Raw genomic sequence first — 20,957 nt, 5'->3', positions numbered from 1 at the left:
TTCGATGGTTCCCAGGACAAAAGTCAATAAAAATAAATTCAAAGTCAGAAGCTTGTGTTGTCTAGTCAATATAAATTTCCTCCTGGTCCTATCCGGATGGACAGTGAATCTCGTTTGGTTTAAAGACTTACAGCACTAAAAATTGCGTTCCGAACCCCTTGCCGGAAACATAAGCCGCCTCCAGCTCCTCCTTATCCCCTTTGTCCAATAAAACCACATTTTCGGGATACAGTTTGCCTAGCAACGCCCATAACACAAGTTCATTTCCGCCGGTTGGAATGAAATGAATGCCAGAGGTATTCGTCACCAATCCGGAATGCGAGAGAATGTCTGCCGCAAGGTGCCAGCTGAGGGAGTCTCGCTTCGCAACTGCGGCATCGGCATTGTCGTACGGACGATATAAAAACCGATGTCCCCTAAAAAGCTGACCGAGATCTACCGTAAACTCGCGGCCTTCCATTTCTAGGCTGAACCGCAGGATCGACCGGTCGGTATCGGCATTTGGCAGCAACCGGGCGATGGATGGTTCATCGTAATGCTCTTCCGAAACAGGAAGCGTTTCTTTGTTCCCTGGTTTACCTACTCCCGCTTCGTTACGCGGCGCGGCATAATAATCTTCATATTCATAATCGAAGGAAACCGCAGCCCAATCTTGTGTTTCATTTGCCGCTATGGTTTGTACCGGATGCCACTTCAGCAGATACCGCGCCGCCGTCCGGGCCGACTCTCCCAAACCCGCCGGCAAGACGGTTCCCAGACGATATTGGAAGCCATAACCGGCGGCCATCAGACCGGAGCTGACGACACTTTGCGCATATTGAACAATCGATCTGTGAGTCAACTTCTTCCCGAGCAATTGCGTTAAAAAGATCTCCCGAGCCGGCTCCAGAAAACGCAGTCCTTTGAATTCCGTATGTTCCTCGACTTCAAACGGAACTGCCTCCCAATTGGCGAACGGAAGCAAGGCATCCCGCAGCAGAACGAATTGGTGCAGGTATTCATTATAAATCTGCATGATCCTTGGGCCGCCAAAGGGTCCCCATACCTGAGCGATGGCTTCCGGGATCAGGGGATGACCATAGCAGTGACTTCGAAATTCCAGCTTTCCGAGCGTTTCCGGCCCATACTTAGCGAGCACCTTTTTCTCGGAATTAATTTCCCGGGCCCAGCTTACCAATTGCTCGCCGATACGCACCGCCTGAGCCGTAATCTCGGCGCCAGCTTTATCCTCAAGAGCCAATGGCCCCAGCGGCAAAGATGACAAGCGTCCGGAAATCGCCAAATTGGCTTGAAGGCTGTCCAAGAGCACCGTCGGATCGCCGTTCACCGGTTCGCCAAGCTGAACCAGCATCGCCTCGAGCATCTTATCGAGCTCCATAACGACCTCTTTTGCCCGATATACACCGGCAGGCAAATTCCAATCCAAGGCCGCGTTCACACCCTGTCTGATGGAGTCGCTAGGATACTTGCCAATAAGAGACTCAATATTGATAGCCTTCCCCCAAACAATTCGCTTATCTTTCAAAGTTAGTTGATATTCCTGCATACCTTCGCACCTCACCTATGATTTTTTTAAACGACCATACCGCTCAGCGAAATCTGGATCGATCGTTCTGTATGTTAGGTTATCAGGTTCCCCTACACTTGAATAGTACGCACTTTTTTGTATGATCCGATCATTTTTGTAAGGTAGGATACTTTTTGATACTGGGATTATGGGGAGTCATCAAGATCATCGGCAGAAAAATAAAAAGGCCCGTGACGTTTAACGCCATGAACCTTTGTCATACCAATTATTACTTATTCTGCTCAACCACTGCCCTGCTCGACGACTGCTTTCGACGTCAATTTGGTAACCCTAAAACCTTGATTCATGCCTAAAGACCTGTTTGCCCATACTACACTCTTTGAAAAGATTCAAGCGGTTCTGAATGCCGGCCTTGATAATCAATTAACAACTGCTGCATCTTTTCCACCGTGCCATCTTGATGGGGAACATGGATGGAAACGGTCAAATTGGAATCGTTCAAATACTGAAATGAAACAAAATCAAAATTCAAAATCCCGGCATTCGGACACTGCAGCGCCTTTGGGGCATCGATGGCATCGAGAACCTCATGGGAGTCCCAAAATTCTCGAAACTCGCTGCTAGTTTGGCACAGCGCCTCGAACTGCTCAGACCACCAAGGGTCGTCAATGTGTCGCGCATACCCGGCATGAAATTTTGCAGCGATCCGCCGCGCATGCAGTTCCCATTGATCCCCCTTGATGTAACGAAAACGGGGAGAAGTAAACGTCATCCAGACAAAATTCCGCTCCCTTTCAGACATAGCCGCGAGATCCCCGTTCAACGCGCAATAGGCTTCATTCCAAGCAATAATGTTCATACGTGCATCCATGACATTTGACGGGGACAAATTTTGGCTATCCAAAAAATGTTGAAGTGCCGCTGTTACCTTAGAGGATTGCTTTGTTTCGACTAAGGGGATCTGCTTACGGGCAAGATGAAACAGGTGCCTGCGTTCCGTCTCATCTAACCGAAGCGCTCCTGCTATTCGATCGAGGACCTCAGCGGATACGTTGATATGACGCCCTTGTTCCAAGTAGGTATACCAATCCAATCCCACGTCTGCCAACAGAGCCACCTCGCCACGGCGAAGCCCAGGTGCCCGCCTGCGTCCGGTCTCTGGCAATCCTACTTGCTTAGGGGTCATTCGTTCCCGACGTGAGCGTAAAAAACGGGACAATTCCTTATAACGGTCCAATCTGTTCGACATGATCTCTTTGCCTCCTATCCAAAGATGAACGTAGGATTCGCAATCCTACGATAACCAGATCTCTTCCTAGCCTCGTCAGGTCCATGTACACTAGTCTATGTTCTCCTTAGGGAGAATAGCAAGTATGGATGAGACAGTGATGATCGACCCAACCTGTTCATATCATTCTAACCAATATTATTGAGGTGATGAAAATGAAAGTAGCTGCTGCCACGCGGTTTTATGGGTCACTCCGGCGGCCTTGTTCATGAGAAGTTCTCGTAGCCGAAAATTTCGTGAAATGGATGAAGGAAATTTCCCAAATGAAGCAGCTGAAAAATCAAATATAAACGGGAACCTGGAGGGAGAAAGATGTTTGAGCATATTGTGCTTTTGAAGTTCAAGCCCGATGTTTCCAATACGGAGAAAGAGGATGCGGTAAAACGCGCGCATGACTTTAAAGGGAACATTCCGGGTATCGTAGATCTTAGCGCCGGGATTAACATTACGGAGGAAATAGAGCACATGCAGGGCTTTATGCTGGGGATCAGAGTCACTTTTGAAAATCAGCAGGCTTGTCGGAATTATATTCAGCACCCCCTGCATCAAGGTTTATTGCAATCCATTGGCCCATTTGTTGAAGGGATTGTCGTTATGGATTACCCGGTTGCTTAACGTGCCCCCTTATAAATATTCTAGAAAAGGAGATAGCAGAAATGGATAAGAAGCTTGCCGGTAAAGTTGCCTTGATCACCGGATCGTCCAGAGGTATCGGCAAGACGATAGCCGAGTATTTAGCACATCATGGCGCAAAGGTGGTCATCAATTTTGCGAACCGTTCAGATCAGGCGGCAGAGGTTGTGCAGAATATTCGATCAATTTCTCCACTTCAGTGGCGGGTCAGATGTTTCCGGCCTACAGTCTGTATGCCGGCTCTAAAGGAGCCGTCGAACAATTCACGCGTCAATTGGCCAAGGAGCTTGGAAAGAGAAATATGACGATTAATGCCGTAGCGCCTGGTCCTATTCATACCGAGCTTTTCACGGTTGGCAAAACACCCGAACAAATCCAGGGGCTTGCCAACATGAACGCATTCGGACGTCTCGGGGAAACCGATGACATTGCAGGTGTGATCCTCTTTCTTACGATCGAGGAATCGCAGTGGGTTACGGGACAAACACTCCGTGTTAATGGTGGTTTTATTTAGCTTACAGAAAGAACGTAATAAACGGCGGTCGTTTCCTGGTATTGTATCAGGGCGACCGCTTCGTGTTTTCTGGAGAATAGCAGAAAACGTTCCTTTACATCTCATCCTACGGTTAGGTTAGCCATTTTACTTTAATTGACAACCAACGCATAACATAATAAAATATTTTTACGTAAATATATATTTTTGTAAAGGTGGTGGCTTCATGAACCTGTTAATCTTGGGTGGTACCCGGTTTTTGGGGAGGGCTTTGGCGGAGACGGCGCTGGAGCGGGGGCATGCGTTGACGCTCTTTCATCGCGGCCAGCACAGTCAAGACGCTTTTCCCCAAGCGGAGCACATTATTGGGGACCGTGAAAGCGGGCTTGAACTGCTGCAGGGCAGAACGTGGGACGCGGTGATCGACACGTGCGGCTTTGTTCCCCGCATCGTACGCTCCTCGGTCGAACTGCTGAAGGATCGTGTAGGACATTATACGTTCATTTCGTCCGTATCGGTGTACGAGGATCTAACGCGGTTACATGTAAAGGAAGACGCCCCTGTCGCAATTCTTTCCGATGCAAGCACCGAGGACGTGACGCAGCATTACGGCGCGCTCAAAGCGCTTTGCGAGAAAGCGGTCGAAGCCGCTATGCCCGGCAGAGCGCTGCACATCCGGCCCGGACTGATCGTCGGCCCGCACGATTATTCGGACCGCTTCACGTACTGGCCCCATCGGATCGCACAAGGGGGAGAAGTGCTTGTGCCGCCAAAAGAAGGGCGTATTCAGGTGATTGATGTGAGAGACCTTGCCGCGTGGGTTATCAACTTGGTTGAGAAGCGGACGGTCGGCACGTTTCATGCCAGCGGCAGCGACTTTACAATGGAGCAGCTCGTGGACGCGTGCGCCCGATTCAGCAGCCGTCCTGCCGAGTTCACTTGGGTCACCGAACCGTTTTTGAGAGAGCAGCAGGTCGGCCAATGGATCGAGCTCCCTCTCTGGCTACAAAGCGACAGCTTGATCGGCATGTTCGCCATGGATAATACAAAGGCATTCGCTTCCGGACTGACGACCAGACCGTTAATCGATACGGTTCGCGACACCCTCGCATGGGATCGAAGCCGATCACCGGAGGAGAAGCGCAAAGCCGGACTGGAGCCGGCCCGCGAGGCGGAACTGCTCCGCTTGTGGCGTAGCAGGGATGACGCTGCTTTCGGGCTACAATGAGTTGAAGCGCTTACAAAATGGAGGATCTTTCGTTTATCGGCGGACAACACCCGTGAGGCGCGGCAGCGTGCAGCGAAAAAGCACGCGTACCGCGGCCACGGAGTTACGAGCAGCCGTCGTGCTTCGGCTTGTAATCGCTTGGGGCTTGACCTGTCCACCGGCGGAACTGCCGGGAGAAGTGGCTCGCGGATTGAAACCCGAGCCGTTCGGCGATCTCCGTCATCGGCAGGTTCGTCGTCACCAGCAGCTCCTTCGCCAGACTCAGCCTTCTTCGGCTGACGTACTGCTTAGGCGACAAGCCGTACACCTTGGAGAACAGCTTCGAGCATTGGCTGCGGCTCAGGTGAAGCTCATCCGCCACGGCGGAAATCGTCGCCTCTTCATGAAAGCTTCCAGCCAGCCGCTCTTCGATCGCATGTGCGACATCGATCGCAAATAAAGTAGCCTCCTTGGACGAGGCTTGACCGGCGTGCGCATCCCGCTCCCGGATTAACGCAAGCACATCCCGAACGATGAGCAGCGTGTAAGATTGCAGCAGCAGCCGGTCCTCGAACCGGGGATTCAGCTCCTCGTGCCAGGACACATCTCCATGCGTATCGGGAGCGGCGTACTGCCGCATCATTTCTTCCAATTCCTGAACATAGAACGGAAGCTTCCCGCGGCTCGCAGATCCGGACGGAATATGGGAGTAAGGCGCAGCTCCGAGCACGCTCCGCACCTCCGCATCGTCCAAGTCGAAGTGCACGTTGAAGAACCGGTAATGCGAGCTTGCGGCTGCCGCGGATTCGTGACGGATGCCCGATTTGATCAGCAGCCAGTCCCCCGGACGAAGCGTCAAAGAGGTCCGGTTAATGTCATGCACCGATTCGCCCTCCAGGCAGCAGATTAATTCGTACAAATGATGATGATGCCGCGGGTACCGCCAACCCGGCGGCTTGATGCCAAAGTGACAGCCGGTCACCTGCAGCGTCTGTGTCATATTAGGAAAATGGAATAAACGGTCCATACCGGTGACCGCTCCCTTCTGGCCAAATCCACGCTTTTCCTCAATGTAACACGTTTCGCAGGCCGGTGTCATCTTGAAACGGGTTTGCAAAGATTCCCACAAAGCGTAAAAGACCGGCGCCAACCCTTGACAGGTCGGCACCGGCCTCATTCATCGTTACCTTATTATACCGTTACCTGCGATACCGGTCCGAGTTCCGGCCGATCCGTGAACGTCAGCTCCCGCTTCTCCGTTCCATGAAGCTCGAACACGACGATCTCGTTCTCCCCTTGCCGCAGCAGCGGCGCAGGGATATACAGCGTCTGCTGCGGCCCGCGCTTCCAGTAACGGCCCAGATGGAAGCCGTTGACGTACACGGTGCCCTTGTTCCAGCCATCGAGGCGCAGGAACGTATCCGCCGGTTGCCCCTCGATCGGCAGCACCGCGCGGTAAAAGCCTGGGTATCCCGGCTCCGCTTCCTTCCCGTCAAAGCTGACCGGGGCTACGTCCTCCAGCGGCAGCGGATAGATGTTCCAACCGAACAGGAACTGGTTGCCGTGGCGGATGCCTTCCGTGATACCTTTGCGGTCGAGCATGAACGGTCCGTAGTTGATGCGGCCCATATTTTCGACCAAAATACGCAGCGTCGCTCCACCCTCCGGCACGGCGAACGATACCTTTTGGCTCGGGTCCCAGCGCTCGATCACACCCAGGAACTCGTCGTTCACATAAACCAACGCCCGGTCGCGGCAATCCTGCAGCACGAGCTCCCGTTCCTCCCGCGGTCCGGAGATGAACGTTTCGTACAGGATAAATCCGTCGTTTTGTCCGACTGCTTCCATCGGCTCCGGGCACGTATGGCGAACCGGCTCCGACAGGCTGTCCAACTGCCCGAACAGCGAGGCCGCTTCACGAACCGGCACGCTTCCATAGGCGGCCTTCGGAATCGGCTGCGGCAGCTCCAGCGGCGGCAGCTCCATGTAGCGGGACAACGTTTCCCGCACCGCATAAAACTTATCCGTCGGCTCGCCGGATTCGTTCAACGGCACATCGTAATCGTAGCTCGTTATCGTCGGCTCGTAGTGATCGCGCTGCGGGCAGTTTGCCCCGCTCATATAGCCGAAGTTCGTTCCTCCGTGGAACATGTAGAAATTGACCGAAGCGCCGAGACGGAGCATATCGTCGAATACGTCCGCTACGTCCTTCGCGTCCCGCGTATGGTGCTGCTCGCCCCAATGGTCGAACCAGCCGTTCCAATATTCCATGCACATGATCGGTCCGTCCGGCTGGTACTTCCGCAGCATCTCGAACGCTTCCTCCGCCCGGGACCCGAAGTTTACCGTCTCCAGCACGCCGGGAATCATGCCGCCCTGCAGCATGAAATGCTCCGGACCGTCGGAGGTGAACAGCAGCACGTCCATCCCCCGCTGCAGCATCGCATCCTTCAAATAAACCAGATACGCCCGGTCGTTGCCGTAGCTGCCGTACTCGTTCTCGATCTGCATCGCGATAATCGGGCCGCCGTTCGTGCACAGCAGCGGCTTGAGCAGCGGAAGCAGCACGTCGTAGTACGCGTCGACGCGGTCAAGATACGGCCGGTGCATGCAGCGCACCCGCATACCCGGATCGGCGAGCAGCCAAGCCGGCAAGCCACCGAACTCCCACTCCGCGCAAATGTACGGGCTCGGCCGTACGATCACATGTAGACCGACCTCGCCGGCGATCTCAACAAAACGAACCACGTCCGCCAGCCCGTCAAAACGGAACTGGCCCGGCTTCGGCTCGTGAAGATTCCAAGGAATATACGTTTCTACGGTATTGAAGCCGCAGGTTTTCAGCTTAAGCAGGCGATCCCGCCAATACTCGGGCACCACCCGAAAGTAATGAATCGCACCGGAAACAAGACGGATCGGTTCCCCATCCAGACAAAATTGCCCGTTTTGCACATCGAACGTCGCCATAAGAGCACCCTTTCTGCATTCGGTATTCTCCCTTTATCTTAGAACGTCCACGGACAATACCGAATAGCCAAAGCGTCCGATTATTTGACCTTTTTTTCCGTTAGTTGGGTGTGTGGAGGGCGTCCCTAAACACGTATCCTTCCGGTTCATTCGGCAATGCATTTAAAATTAACCTCCATACTCCGTCATGCAATATTTCATGATATTACTTCGTACTTCATGCCAAGTCTCGCCCCTGCATTCCAGTATTATATCTTCTATTAGTCTTTTCGCTGTTTCGTAGTCATACTTATCAACTATGATTAAACCTCTCTTAAAAACTGCCTTTTGGTTCTGCAGCACATACATTAACCTTTTAGGAGTGGTCAAGTTAAAGTAAAACACATCTACGCCTTTGCTCCCCTCCTCTCCTATCTCTGCGCTAAGTACTACCCAGAAATCATCATCCGAATCAGGAGGAAATACTACCCCAAGAAATTTTAAAGAAGGTATAACCAAAATATAATCCTCCTTTTTATGGATTAACTGTTTTCGATGTTCCTCAGACATTGGACGATGTCAGCTAATAATTCATTTTTTATATATTATCGTTGCCGTTTACTCAAATGTATGCTATAAAGCTTCGTGCTCTCTTCTTCGATCGTAAATACCACAATAACGTCCGCTTTAGACTTAAACCCTAACTGCAGGTTTTTAAAGGTATGCTGTTCATCCACCTCCAGTACCACATTGAAATGCTTGGCATGGACAAGAAACTCCTCTGCGCTTATTCCTTTGTTGGGTAGCCAGCCTTCTAGCTGCAATCCTTGTGGGAATTCAACGATATCGTCAAAGTACAGATGAATGGATTGAAGAGTAGCGCGGGGATCATCGCTGGAAAAGGATAATTGTGACGAACCATATTTTAAAATGTACGGTGTTGAGGAGACAGAAATATCGTGGGGTTCGCCTAGTAAGCCTTCCACAGTATCTCTTTTCAGACCTAACGAAATCTCTCCGAGCAGACCTGTTTGAATAAATTTCATGATAGATGACATCTTGGCACATCCCATTGTTATTTTTCCAACGCTTGCAACAGGAATCGCTTTAATCCCATATCCACGTTACACCTTTAGCAGCAAAGACTTCTTCACATTGCGCCAAAACCTACCTGCCATCGTTTTTAATAATATCCATAAGTCTATGTATTACCGTCGCTTAATCCACTTTGTTTCATATATTCGTCGTACGCCTCGTGAATTTTCTTTATACAAATTTGTTTCCACAACCTCTTTAAATCGTCAATGTGATTCTCATCCGCCTGACGAGGCTCCATTTCTCCGCCAAACCCCAACCAAGATTGTCCATCGGGAACCTCGCCGTCTTCGCCGGAAAATGCAATTTCATGGGGAGCGTAAGTGTAGGCAACAAATTTACAAGCGTTTTCCAGACAATGATAGCCCGGATTCCCGACATTTCTTTTGCAAAAGCTCGGAACACCTTGATTCGTATCTTCATCAGAAAAACCACAAAACACTTCTAATATGACATGAGTAAAAGTAGACATGGGTACCTCCCGAAATGTCGCCAAGTTTTACTGAAATAGCAGGCATGAAGTAATTCTTCGTCACGATGCAGACTATTACGTACAAGATGGTTTCTCATGAAAGAACCTCTTCAATTGAACAGAGTTTCACATCTTCCGTAAAAAAGCATTCTATCTTAGGAAGTACCCGACGCACAAAATCTCCTTCCCGTTTTTCATCGACAATCAATACATATGAATCAATACTTTCCCTTAAACTAAGGACATACGAATGGTCAATAAACTCATCGTCCTTTTGAAGAATTACACATGTAAATAAGTTATTTATCCCCATGGATTCCTCTATTTCACGAAAGCCGCTTACTTCATACCAAACTAATGTGGGGAAGACCCACGCGTCATTCATGAACCTTATTCTTGGCTTTATAAACTCTTTCTGCTCAGAAGTACTATGCTTGTCTAAATGATCTTTTGTATGGAAGAAAAGCAAATGTCTCCTTGTTCAAGAAAGGAAAGTAATATTTTTATCCTTTTCTCCAACGAAATTCTAGAAACGTAAAAGTTATTAATGTAATAAAGACTCATAGTAATCCTCTTTTAAAGATTGTCTATTTCCAGTTTAATTCCATCATCTGAAACAAGCAAATCCACAACCTGAACAGATGCTCGACCTTAATCTTGGCGGGGAAAAACAAAAGAAAGACCTTGAAGATATTTCACTCCAAGGTCTTAAGCTTTGTACTTTCTCATTTCAAAATTTAATTTGGCAAAGTAAAAATGACGTCAATCGGATCTTTACCTTCAAAAAACGCTGAATAAATCTCCTCTCTTTTCTCCAGTGTTAAATGAACATTCTCAAACAATAGTTGGCCTAATTTAATTAATACCGTTGATTCCTGTGGAGTTACTATTCCCGAATTAACAATATATTCTGTGCTGCTTGGTGTTGTCCATGCCCAATCTCTAATAGCTGACTCAACAGTAGGGTAATTACATTTTAAACAACTGATATTAGAATAAACACTGTAGAGCGGATGGACAATAAACATAAATGTTGAAATTACAAAGGTACGATTTTGTAATTTTATTGCAAGAAGAACTTCTTCGGCAAATATCCGGTATTCAGCAGGTATTACCCCCCAATCAGAATAACCCATCGAAACCAAAATCTCTATTGCGCTTTTTCTATCCGAAAATTGTGCTAGTCGCAAGAAAATCTCGTTTTTCATCGTGTTGTTTGTCGCAAATACACCTAGACATCTTGCCGCATCTTCCACCCCAGTTTCACCTTGAGATACTAATGATAAATACTCGTCAAATATCTCACGATCGTAATTAAAAAATGGAAACTCGACGATTGTTTCGATTAGTGCTGCTTTAGTACTTTTTTCCTTGGTATGTGGAAGGAGCCGCTGTAACCGCGAAAAAAAATCCTCCCCTAACTCTTCTAGCGAGTATTGGTCTCTGATGGACCTCAGAACTGAGAATAGGATACCATCCTCATCTCTGTCTAACATAGCATTCAATAAAAGCACTGTTGTTTCTTTAACCAATGTCTACACACCTATTCTTCGTTTTAGTGATTCTGAATTATCTTCCAATCTATAGCCCCATTTACTTCCTGATAAAGAAGTCTCATTTTATTAGAATTACCGTTGTTGGGACCAAGGTCAAGACTCCACCAACCATCATTCCGAAAATGGTCTCTATATTGGGATAATCTTTGTGCTGCGGTTGTCTCTTGGAACCTTTGGGCAAACTAATATCCCGAGGGATTTTCGTATCAAACGTAGATCTTAGATATCCAATATTCGCACTTTGGTCCCCCCACTCGTTAAGCACTGGGGGGAAAGAGAAAACCTCGGGGACAATGAAGTACACCCAAGGCTTAATTTCAGCATACAAAATATTTATTTATACATACCAAAATACTCATCCGAAAACTTGCCATCAATTGTGTATTCAATATCATAATAGTATTGTTGAATCTCTGTCTCCGGATGAAGTAATTCTAGACAGACTCTAAAAAATGGATATATCCTATCATGGTTATTTATAAATAGTTCTGTACACTTATAGCGTATACTAAAATCTTTTAGTTTTATGTTATTTGGTAGTTTCTCTTCTTCCTCCTTTAAATAATTTGAGTCACTGTTTAATATTAGTTCTTCTAGTAATTTGATTGACTTCATTTTTAAATCTTCAAAAAGATATGCGTCATTAAATAATTTTTCAAGATCTAATAAATTCATTTCGTTACTCCTTCTTACCACTTGTAATGTAATCGAAAAATAAATTACCTTTATCATCTATTCTGCCATACACTCTCACATGATTAGGAGCCTTTGCCACCTTTATCTTAAAGGTGTATAAATTACCTTTGTATTTTAGTTGCTCGTCACTTGATAGTTTAATAATTCCATTATCATTTGAACGAGTATTAGCCAAACCTTTTTTCATTGCTCGGTCAAATTGTTCGTGTAATCCTAGTCTTTTTAACTCTTTATAGGTGGTTCGTTCTATCCAACGAGAATCGGGGAGACATGAGTTATGCGTCCAGATTCCAAGGTTGGAAACAAAATAGGTATGGAAGTCCTTAACCATGAAGTTATAAACTGTAGTATGTTCCCTCTTTACCTCAACCTTCTCAATGGCTAATTCTTTTCCATCCGAGGTCGTGAGAACATCGCCCACCACAAGGTTCTTGGACTCTACCCAACCTTTGCCGATAATCCAAAAAGGATGCTCATCGGTTGTTCTAATAACTTCGCCTCCAACAGTAATATTATACGTTTCTTCAACGTCACGTTGGAAGAGCCATTCAACTTCCTTGTAAGCCATATCACCTGTTTCATCGTCTTTGGCGAGAACCTTATCTCCGACCTCAATGTCTTCGATATTTTTCTCCCCTTCGTCTGTGAGAACCTTCGTCCCGGCGGTAAAGCAGTTACACTCGTTGATCAGCTTCTTGGCGGTATTTTCCGCTTTTTTCATCCATGGCCCCAGAAACAAGCGCTCAAGCTGCTTCTCCGCGGCGATGACGCCTTTGGTCGCATACTTGCCCACATGCTTCAATCCCGGAATCGGGATCAGGCTCAGCGCACTGCCGATACCTTCCGCCCAGCGGTCGCCTGTAGATAAGCGTTCGCCGGTTACGAAGTTGGTGCCTAAGAATGCTTGCTGGAAGCCTTTGAGCGTACCTACCCACGGCACCGCATCGACGAGGAAGTTGCCTCCCTGCAGCAAGAACGACGAATCGCCATCCCGGCTCAGGCCGAACGGGTCCACATACGAAACCGGATTGCCGTTGACATAAGCGTACCGGTTAAGCGTCGAAGCTTCGGAGATCGTTCCGGTCAGTACGTCGCGATTGATAAAACGTTTGATCTCCGGCTGGTAATACCTGGCCCTCATGTAGTACAAACCATTCGGGTCCGTCATGACCCCGTCACGTCCGTTGTATTGGAACGGGTTGTCCGTGTTCCCTTCGTGCTTCAACGTTTCCCCGTACGGACCGTATGTGTAACGATCAGTCACTTGTCCCTTGGCGTCGGTCAAGGCGATCGTACTGCCGCGGCGGTCGTAATGGTACGTCCGGTACTCGCCCGACGCTTCTTCCCGGCCGATCAGTCCCAAACCGTAGACATAGTAAGACTTGGCCTTTCCTTGGTCGTCCTTCTCCATCAGCACCTGCGGCAGCCATGCATTCGGATTCACGACATACCGCGTGGTCTGTCCGCCCGAAATCACGGCAATGCGCTGGTTCTCGGCATCATAAGCGTAGCTTACTCCGCCTGCTGCAATCAACCGGTTGCGTGCGTCGAAACGATACTCCTGCATCGTCCCGCCGAGTGGGCCCCAAATCATGTTCCCGTCCTGATCGTAGGTCACGGGATTTCCGTTAAACGTCGCAAGGCGGTTATCCGACGTATACGTCATGGAAATATTTCCCGAAACCGTACCCGGAAGATTCGTCATGGAAGCATATGTTGCCGAGGTGACCGTTCCTGCCGCGCTTCGTCCATACACGGCCGCCGTGACTTCTTGTGCGCGCTGGGTAGCCGCTTCATTGCGTTCTTGAATGACGTTGCCCGCTTCATCGTAATCGAATTGATATCGGCTGATATAGCTGCCGTCGGCGGCGCGGTCCCACAGCTTCCTCAACTGACCGGCTGCGTCATAATCCCGGGTTTCCACGCTGCCGTCCGGGCGGGTGGTGGTCAGAAGACGGCCGTCCGCATCGTATCCGTACGCGGTTTTCCGTCCTGCCCAGTCCGTTACTTCCGTCAATCGGCCGGCGGCATCGTACGTATAAGTGACTTTCTTCCCGTCCGGATAGGTCAATGTCGTCAATTGGCCGATTTCGTTATAGCCGTATTGCAGCACGTTCCCATCCGTATCCGTATACTTGATCACCCGATCGAGTTTATCGTATTCCCGGGTAGCCGTTTTCCCCGATTGATCCGTAACGGCCGTGATGTTGCCGTTCGCATCGTACGTGTACGTCACAGTCCCTTCGGGGTCGGTAAACCGGTCGAGCCTTCCCGCTTGGTCGTAACGATAAGCCGTAGCTTGTCCGCGTCCGTTCGTCTCTTGTTCAAGCCGTCCGTTCGCATCGTAAGCATAGGTATGAGCATGGCCTGCGGCATTCGTCTCGCTGAGCAACCGCCCTGCTTTATCATAGACGTACTTCGTTTCATTGCGATTCGGGTCGGTAACGCCAGTAATTTGGCTGACCGCGTCAAAAATTTGCGCGGCTTTCCCTTGCTTGGCGTCGGTAACCTCGACCAGACGGTTCAACTTATCGTAGGCGAGCTGAGTCTGGCGTCCTTTCGGATCCGTCCACTGGGTTAGCCTGTTCAGTGCATCGAACTGCTGCGTGACTTTGCGGTTCAAAGCGTCCGTGATGGTGACCGGATTGCCCTGCGAATCGAACTCCACCGACCTGATTTTACGATTCATCGCATCATAGACAGCTGTCATCCGGTCCTTAACGTCGTATTCGTAGCGGGTGGATTCGCCAAGCGCATTGGTCGATCGCACCAATCGGCCCTTCGCATCGTAGGCGTACAGATTGCTGTGACCGAGCGCATTCGTTTCTTTCACCAAGCGGCCTTCGCCATCGTACTCGAAACGTGTTTCCTGATTCAGCGCATTTTTCACGCCGGTAAGATTTCCGTTGCCATCATAGAAATATTGCGTCACGTTTCCTTTGGCATCCGTTTCCGTCAACGGGTTCCCCATTGGATCGTACGTGTACGAGACCGTTTGTCCTGCCGGATCCGTCACGCTGAGCACCTGGTCGTTCGCATCATAGGTCAGTACAGTCTCTTTGCCGTCAGTTCCCTTGATCCCGACGACGCGACCGGCGGCATCGTAAGAATAAGTAACAGTGTTGCCTTCCTGATTGGTTACGGAAGTAAGCATACCGTTGGTGTAGCCGTAGGTCGTTTGTCTGGACAAGGCATCGGTCGCTTGAGTCATCAACCCGTTCGCGTCATACGCATAGGTCGTTAGATGACCTTCCGGATCGGTGACGCCGATCAAGCGGCCTTTGGCATCATAATGGCTGACGATCTGCTCGTTCTGCGGATTGGTAACCGTGAGCAGGTTGCTGTCGTCATCGTAGGTCATGGTTACTTTCTGACCGGATGCGTCTGTAACGCTGAGCAGGTTCCCCCTGCCGTCATACGCAAACGTATCCGACTTGCTCTCCGCATCCGTAACCTGTGTCCGGTTGCCTTCGCTGTCATAGGTGTAGCCCGTCTCCTGACCCAGTGCATCCCGGACGCGAAGCAGTTGGTAATTCTTGTCGTGGGTCAATACGTTGATGCTGCCTTCACGATCAGTAACCGCGGTAACGAGGGTACCGTCTTTCTCGACATACTCGAACTTCGTAGCACGATGCCCTGCAACGGCATCCTGCTGCGCAATGATCCGGCCCTGGCTGTCGTACGTGTTGCTAAATGTCCGAACGCCTTGCTCCGTTGCCGTGAGAATGCGGCCTTTATCATCATAGCTGTATACCGTTTCCTGACCTGCGGCATCGGTGATTTTCTCCAATTGGCCTTTCGCATCGTAAGACAGCTTCACCTGGCGCTGGAGCGGGTCTTGCACGACAGCAAGCCGTCCATTGGCATCATAGCTTAGTCCGATGCCTATGCCGGATAAAGGCTCGGTTACCGAAGCCAGCTGCCCGGAGGCATTATAGTTAAGCGATAAAGCTTGGCCCTGCTTGTTGCCCAAAGAGAGCAAACGGCCTGCTGACGAAAATTCATAGACGGTGCCGTCCTTGCGGGTTAAGGTATAAGAACCGTCCGCCCGGCGGACCAGCCTGTCCAGCTTCACGGCGGCTTCATCGGAGCCGTAGAGCCCGCTGCCCTTCGAAGTAAACGTATTTTTCCGATTCGCGTTCCAATGAACGCTCAGCTTACCATCGCCTGTATCCTCCAGGCGGATGTCGTACAAATGCCCCCAGCCCGGACCCATCACGCCCGAATTCAAGAGCAGGGAGTAATACTGTACCGTAAACGGCACATCCGCAGCACCATGCGCGGTAAGCAGCGTGCGCTGGATGATTTGCGCACCGGTTGCCGTATCGACCGGGTCGGCATGCAGGGATTGCGTATCATATTGCGAAGGATCCAGCTTACGGATCTCTTCGACAGCGCCTATGCCGGAGATCGGTTTGTCGGCCGTCTCGAATACAAAAGCATCGGCAGGGCCGAATACATCCAACTCGGCGGTTCCGGTATTCAGGATACCGTAACGCACCCCGGCCGGAATCGTAAGCGGACTTGCGCCCGGATGCTGGGTTCCGTCTTCTTTCACATACGTATAAGAGCCTCTTACCGCAATCGATTGCGGGCTTCCTGTCCGGTTGGTCGCTTGCATGCTTTGACTCGGTGCGACGGATGCCGTAACAAGTGCCGGCCCACTCCGGTCGGTCATCTGAAGCGTGTCGTACGGTCCCCATACCGTCAGATTCGCAGCTTCCGTGTTCGTGATAGCCGCCCGTTTTCCCGATGCGACCGTTAAAGCATAGCCTTCAAAAGCTTTTTGATACGGCTGAATGCTTCCGTTCTCGTTCATGACGGCATAGTCGAATTTGCCGTTGGTACGCAGGCTGGTTCCGGCCGTTGTCGCTGCCCCAGCTTCGAGGCTTTGGCCGGAGGCCAGCGTCTTGACCAGCAGCGCCGGATTGGCACGGTCCGCTATGCGGAAAGCGTCTTTGGAGCCTGTCACCACAATCGTCTGACTATCCCGGTTGGTTATCGCGATCCGGTGGGAAGCGCTAAGAGGAATACTTCCAAAAGTACTTTCCCTGTCGTAGAACGTGATGTCCCCGGTGCCGTTATATTTAACAACGTCTATGACGCCGGAAGCTTTGACGCTAAACTCTCTGGAGGAAATGTTAACGGCTTCCATGCTTTGGCCAGGGGCCAGCTCCTTCATAAATGCGACAGGGCCGCTGCCGTCATCGACCGTCACCGCATCGAAAGGAACGGCGATCTGAAACGGCGCTTTATCCGCGTAAGCGATCACGATCCGTTTGAACGGGCTGAGCGAAATGCTTTTTGGATTGGCTCCTTTTACAAAAGAAGACACGCTGCCGTCCGAATTGTAAATCGTATAGTCGGAGACGCCCAAGACATCGATATAAATCGGGGCTCCCGTCACGTTCATGAGCCCTACGCTTTGCCCGGAGTCAAGCGTCCGGATATAGAACGCCGGATCGGTACGATCAGTGACCCGGAAAGCGTCGTACGAACCCTTTGCCCGAACGGATTGTGCATCCACGTTCGTCAGCACGACTTGTCCGCCCGCACTGACTCCTCGCACAGAGGCAGCAGAGCCCCGTCCGTCATACTCGACGTTTCCGTTGCTTTTATAAGTCGCATAGTCGTGCTTGCCATTGACCTTCACCGAGAAATGGGAGGCCGTATCGTTTTTGGCAGCCAGGGTCTGGCCTGGAGCCAACGTTTTGACAAACGAAACCGGCGTCGCCCGATCCGTGATCCGGAACATATCAAAGGGACCAAAGATCTCCAAAGTGTCCAGCTCGGCATTCATAATCGCGATGCGTTCGCCGGGGTTCACCTGCTTGCTCGTATCGTTGGAGTCCTGAACATACGACTTGACCGGGCCGGTGCCTTCGTACATGGCATAATCGTGCGTGCCTTTGATGGAGACCGTCGTATAGCCGGTTCCCGTAAGGGCCGCTTCCATGCTTTGTCCCCGGGCTAACGTTTTTACGAACAAGGCCGGGTCGGTCCGGTCGGAAATTTGAAACGCATCGTAAGACCCCTTAACGGAAATGCTCTGTGCATCGGCATTCGTCACGACGAGCCGATCGCCGGAACCGATCCCTTTGCTTCCTTTGGGAACCGCCCGTCCGTAATATTCCGGCAAGTTCTTGCCTTTGTAGCTGGCATAGTCGTAAGCACCGCTCATCCGGATAGAGAATGACGTTCCCGCTCCATTAAGGGCATGGATGGTTTGACCGGGAGCCAGTTGTTTGACGAACGAAACCGGCGTCGCGCGGTCGGATACCCGGAAAATATCGTAAGGGCCGATCACTTCCAGGGCCGGGGCTTCCGTGTTCATGACGGCGATGCGCTCGCCCGGATCCACCTGCTTGGGGCCGCTGCCGCTTTCACCTGAATACGACTTGAGCGCTCCGGGGACATCGTAGATCGCGTAATCCGATAGCCCGTCCATCGTGACCGTCGACGATTTCGATCCGGTATGAATTGCCTCCATGCTCTGTCCGGCGGCTAACGATTTCACGAAGAGCGCCGGCTCCGTGCGGTTCGCGAGCTGAAAAGCATCATACGGCCCTCTGGCCTGAATCGGCCCGGTATCGGCATTCGTTACGATCAATTGGTCGGAAGCGCCAACGCTCCGGGTTCCGGCCGCTTTCTTGCGCCCGTACGATTCCGCCTCGCCTTTGTTGTTGTAATTCGCGTAATCGTGTAGCCCTGTCAATTTGACGGAGTATGCTGTCCCGGCTAGATTGACCGCCTTCAGCGTTTGTCCGGGGCCCAGCGCCTGAACGAACGTCACGGGCGCGGACCGGTCGGATACCGTAAACGCATCGTAAGGACCCCATACATCGATAGCAACCGTATCGGTGTTCATCACGGCGATCTTTTTGCCATGGGCGGTTAATACCGAGCCGATCGAATTATCATCCGCATAGCTGACCATCGGGCCGGTGGATGACGAATAAGTGGCATAATCGTACTTGCCGGTCATATGGACGTAATAATCCTTGGCCGTCACATTAACGGCTTCCATGCTTTGCATCGGCGCAAGATTTTTTACGAACAGCGCGGGATTGACCCGATCCGCGGTCTGGATAACGTCGTATGGCGCCGATACCTCCAAGGCCGAGGTACCCGAGTTGGTAAACGCCACCTTACGGGATGGGCTCACGGTAAAGGTTCCTGTGGCCCGTTTTCGGCCGGACGTCGTCAGGTCGTCGGAATCGGTATAATAAGCGTAATCGTACGTGCCCAGCGTCGTGATGTCCACGCTTCCCGACGAAACGTTCGTCGTTTCCATGCTTTGACCCGGCGATAACGTTCGGATCGTCAGGGCAGGAATTGTACGAGACGTAATCTTGTACGCGTCGGAAGAACCGGAAATTTCCATCGAGCCACCGCCCGTATTGGTGATGGCGATCCGTTCCGAAGCCTGGTTGTACATGCTTGCAGCGGTCGATCGTCTGGCATAGCTCTGCAAGCTATCCTTACCGCTGTACCGTGCGTAATCGTATTCGCCGTTTAAAGTCAGGTAAAACGCCTTCGCAGCCTGGTTCAACACATCGACGCTTTGGCCGGGCGCAAGCACCGCTTTAAACGTAACAGGCTGCGTACGGTCGGCGAAGGAGAACGTCTCGTAGGGGCCGAAAACCTCGGATGATTCGCCACCGGTGTTGGTAACGGCTAGCCGCTCCAAGCTATCTACCGCCTTATTCGCCGTCTTCTGGGTCCGGGCATACGAAGTAATGCCGGACGAATCGAATACGGCATAATCGTAAGTGCCTCCAACCGTCACATTCGCCGTGTAGGCCGTCGGATTGGAGACTTCCAGACTTTGTCCCGGACTCAGCATGCGGCTGGTAAGCGCCGGATGATTCAAATCAACGACGGAGAAAGCATCGTATGGCCCGGCAACTTCAACCGAGGACGCACCCGTATTGGTCACATTCAAGTAATTCGCCGCTCCGATGGCATTGCTGCTCAGCCGTTGGTTGCGTCCATAGGCAACGACCTGACCCGTACCGCGGTGTTCTGCATAATCGTATGTACCGCTTAAGCTGACATTAAAGCTTTTGGGTGAAGTATTGGTCGCCTTCAAGCTCTGTCCCGGCGACAGCGTCCGCGTAAAAGAAGCCGGTTGCGCCCGGTCGGCAAACGTGAAGCCGTCATAGGGCCCGGATACCTCGTAGGCCTTGGAATCCGTATTGGTCACGACCATCCGTTTTCCGGACGATAACTGTACGGTTCCCGAGAGTTTCTTCCGGCTGTAAGAATACACGGCCCCGTCCGCATCGTAGATGGCGTTATCCGACAAGCCGCCCACCGCCAAGTTGAGCGTTCTGGGCGATACGTTAGCCGCTTCCAGGCTTTGTCCCGGCGATAGCGTTTTATAATAAACGGCGGGAGTTGTGCGTGTCGAATAATCGATCATTTCGTACGGGCCCCATACCTCGTAGGCCTTCTTATCCCGGTTGGTTAGCGCGATCCGGTTGTTGGCCGAGAACGACAATTCCCCGGCAGCTTTCCCCTTCATATAAGTAGCGACGTCACCGGCATCGTCATACCTGACGTAATCGCTGATCCCGCCCGTCGTAACACTACTGCTCTTCCCCGACGTATTGGCGACATCCAGACTGGCGCCCGGATTCAACCATATTTTCTTTAAAGCGGGAGTCGAAGAGCTTGCAATCTGGTAAGGAATCGAATTGCTGGACAAGGTAATCGACGAAGACGACGTATTCGTAAGCACGATCCGGTAAGTCCCGGAGATCGCATACGACGTCCCTTTGTCGGAACGCTTGTAGTCGTATACCGCTCCGGTGTCGTAATATTTTATGTAATCATGCGGTCCTCCGCTAACTTTCACTGACGCCGTAGAGAAACGACTGTCGGGATAGGCCGTAATGACTACCGAATTGCCGGGAGATAGAACATAAGATACCGGTTCGGCATAAGCTTCCTTCTCCCAATAAAGAAAGCTTGCGGCTAACAAAAATAAAGCGCAAACGATCCGTCCGATTGAAAACACAGGGTACCCTCCGCTATCAAA

The 20,957-nt window shown here is 50.9% G+C and carries 13 protein-coding genes and 2 pseudogenes; 4 read left to right on the top strand and 11 right to left on the bottom strand.

Going from position 1 to position 20,957, the window contains the following annotated elements; translation table 11 throughout:
* Positions 1 to 127: 127 nt before the first annotated feature.
* Positions 128 to 1,546 (bottom strand): hypothetical protein, encoded by a 1,419-nt coding sequence (locus tag KQX66_RS05085; RefSeq protein WP_216790548.1) that lies wholly within the window; start codon positions 1,544 to 1,546, stop codon positions 128 to 130.
* Between the two features lie 352 nt (positions 1,547 to 1,898).
* Positions 1,899 to 2,777: a helix-turn-helix transcriptional regulator gene (locus KQX66_RS05080; RefSeq protein ID WP_216790546.1), complete on the bottom strand. Its 879-nt coding sequence runs from the start codon at positions 2,775 to 2,777 to the stop codon at positions 1,899 to 1,901.
* A gap of 351 nt (positions 2,778 to 3,128) precedes the next feature.
* Between KQX66_RS05080 and KQX66_RS05075 the strand changes: the two genes are divergently transcribed.
* The 4 genes and pseudogenes from KQX66_RS05075 (at position 3,129) to KQX66_RS05065 (ending at position 5,170) form a co-directional block, all read left to right on the top strand.
* Positions 3,129 to 3,431 carry a Dabb family protein gene (locus tag KQX66_RS05075; RefSeq protein WP_216790544.1) on the top strand — a complete coding sequence of 101 codons (303 nt, stop codon included), beginning with the start codon at positions 3,129 to 3,131 and terminating at the stop codon, positions 3,429 to 3,431.
* Between the two features lie 41 nt (positions 3,432 to 3,472).
* Positions 3,473 to 3,619, top strand: a pseudogene (locus KQX66_RS38670) (SDR family NAD(P)-dependent oxidoreductase); the annotation flags it as partial.
* A gap of 11 nt (positions 3,620 to 3,630) precedes the next feature.
* A pseudogene (locus KQX66_RS05070) lies at positions 3,631 to 3,963 on the top strand (SDR family oxidoreductase); the annotation flags it as partial.
* Between the two features lie 205 nt (positions 3,964 to 4,168).
* Positions 4,169 to 5,170, top strand: a complete 1,002-nt coding sequence (locus KQX66_RS05065) for an NAD-dependent epimerase/dehydratase family protein (RefSeq protein ID WP_216790542.1) — start codon at positions 4,169 to 4,171, stop codon at positions 5,168 to 5,170.
* Positions 5,171 to 5,273: 103 nt separating this feature from the next.
* Here the strand turns inward: KQX66_RS05065 and KQX66_RS05060 are convergent, their stop codons facing one another.
* From KQX66_RS05060 to KQX66_RS38085, 9 genes are all read right to left on the bottom strand, one after another.
* Positions 5,274 to 6,176, bottom strand: coding sequence for an AraC family transcriptional regulator (locus KQX66_RS05060; protein WP_216790540.1), 903 nt, complete (start codon positions 6,174 to 6,176; stop codon positions 5,274 to 5,276).
* Between the two features lie 164 nt (positions 6,177 to 6,340).
* On the bottom strand, positions 6,341 to 8,116 hold the full coding sequence (locus tag KQX66_RS05055) for a glycoside hydrolase family 35 protein (protein WP_216790538.1): 1,776 nt from the start codon (positions 8,114 to 8,116) through the stop codon (positions 6,341 to 6,343).
* A gap of 168 nt (positions 8,117 to 8,284) precedes the next feature.
* Entirely contained in the window at positions 8,285 to 8,614 is a 330-nt protein-coding gene (locus KQX66_RS05050; RefSeq protein ID WP_216790536.1) for an Imm8 family immunity protein, read from the bottom strand.
* A gap of 86 nt (positions 8,615 to 8,700) precedes the next feature.
* Complete coding sequence (locus KQX66_RS05045; RefSeq protein WP_216790534.1) at positions 8,701 to 9,153, bottom strand: hypothetical protein; 453 nt, start codon at positions 9,151 to 9,153, stop codon at positions 8,701 to 8,703.
* A 143-nt stretch (positions 9,154 to 9,296) separates the two neighbouring features.
* Positions 9,297 to 9,662, bottom strand: coding sequence for a hypothetical protein (locus KQX66_RS05040; RefSeq protein WP_216790532.1), 366 nt, complete (start codon positions 9,660 to 9,662; stop codon positions 9,297 to 9,299).
* 94 nt (positions 9,663 to 9,756) lie between these two features.
* Entirely contained in the window at positions 9,757 to 10,047 is a 291-nt protein-coding gene (locus KQX66_RS05035; RefSeq protein WP_216790530.1) for a hypothetical protein, read from the bottom strand.
* 352 nt (positions 10,048 to 10,399) lie between these two features.
* Complete coding sequence (locus KQX66_RS05030; RefSeq protein WP_216790528.1) at positions 10,400 to 11,194, bottom strand: hypothetical protein; 795 nt, start codon at positions 11,192 to 11,194, stop codon at positions 10,400 to 10,402.
* A gap of 357 nt (positions 11,195 to 11,551) precedes the next feature.
* The gene (locus KQX66_RS05025) at positions 11,552 to 11,893 is read right to left on the bottom strand and encodes a hypothetical protein (RefSeq protein ID WP_216790526.1); all 342 of its coding nucleotides are present in this window, start codon (positions 11,891 to 11,893) and stop codon (positions 11,552 to 11,554) included.
* A gap of 4 nt (positions 11,894 to 11,897) precedes the next feature.
* Positions 11,898 to 20,936 carry a polymorphic toxin-type HINT domain-containing protein gene (locus KQX66_RS38085; RefSeq protein WP_216790524.1) on the bottom strand — a complete coding sequence of 3,013 codons (9,039 nt, stop codon included), beginning with the start codon at positions 20,934 to 20,936 and terminating at the stop codon, positions 11,898 to 11,900.
* Positions 20,937 to 20,957 lie beyond the last annotated feature (21 nt).

The organism is Paenibacillus oleatilyticus, from assembly GCF_018998565.1.
GTDB lineage: Bacteria > Bacillota > Bacilli > Paenibacillales > NBRC-103111 > Paenibacillus_G > Paenibacillus_G oleatilyticus.
Note: the sequence above shows the minus strand (reverse complement) of the source record. Positions and strands in the feature narration are given on the sequence as shown.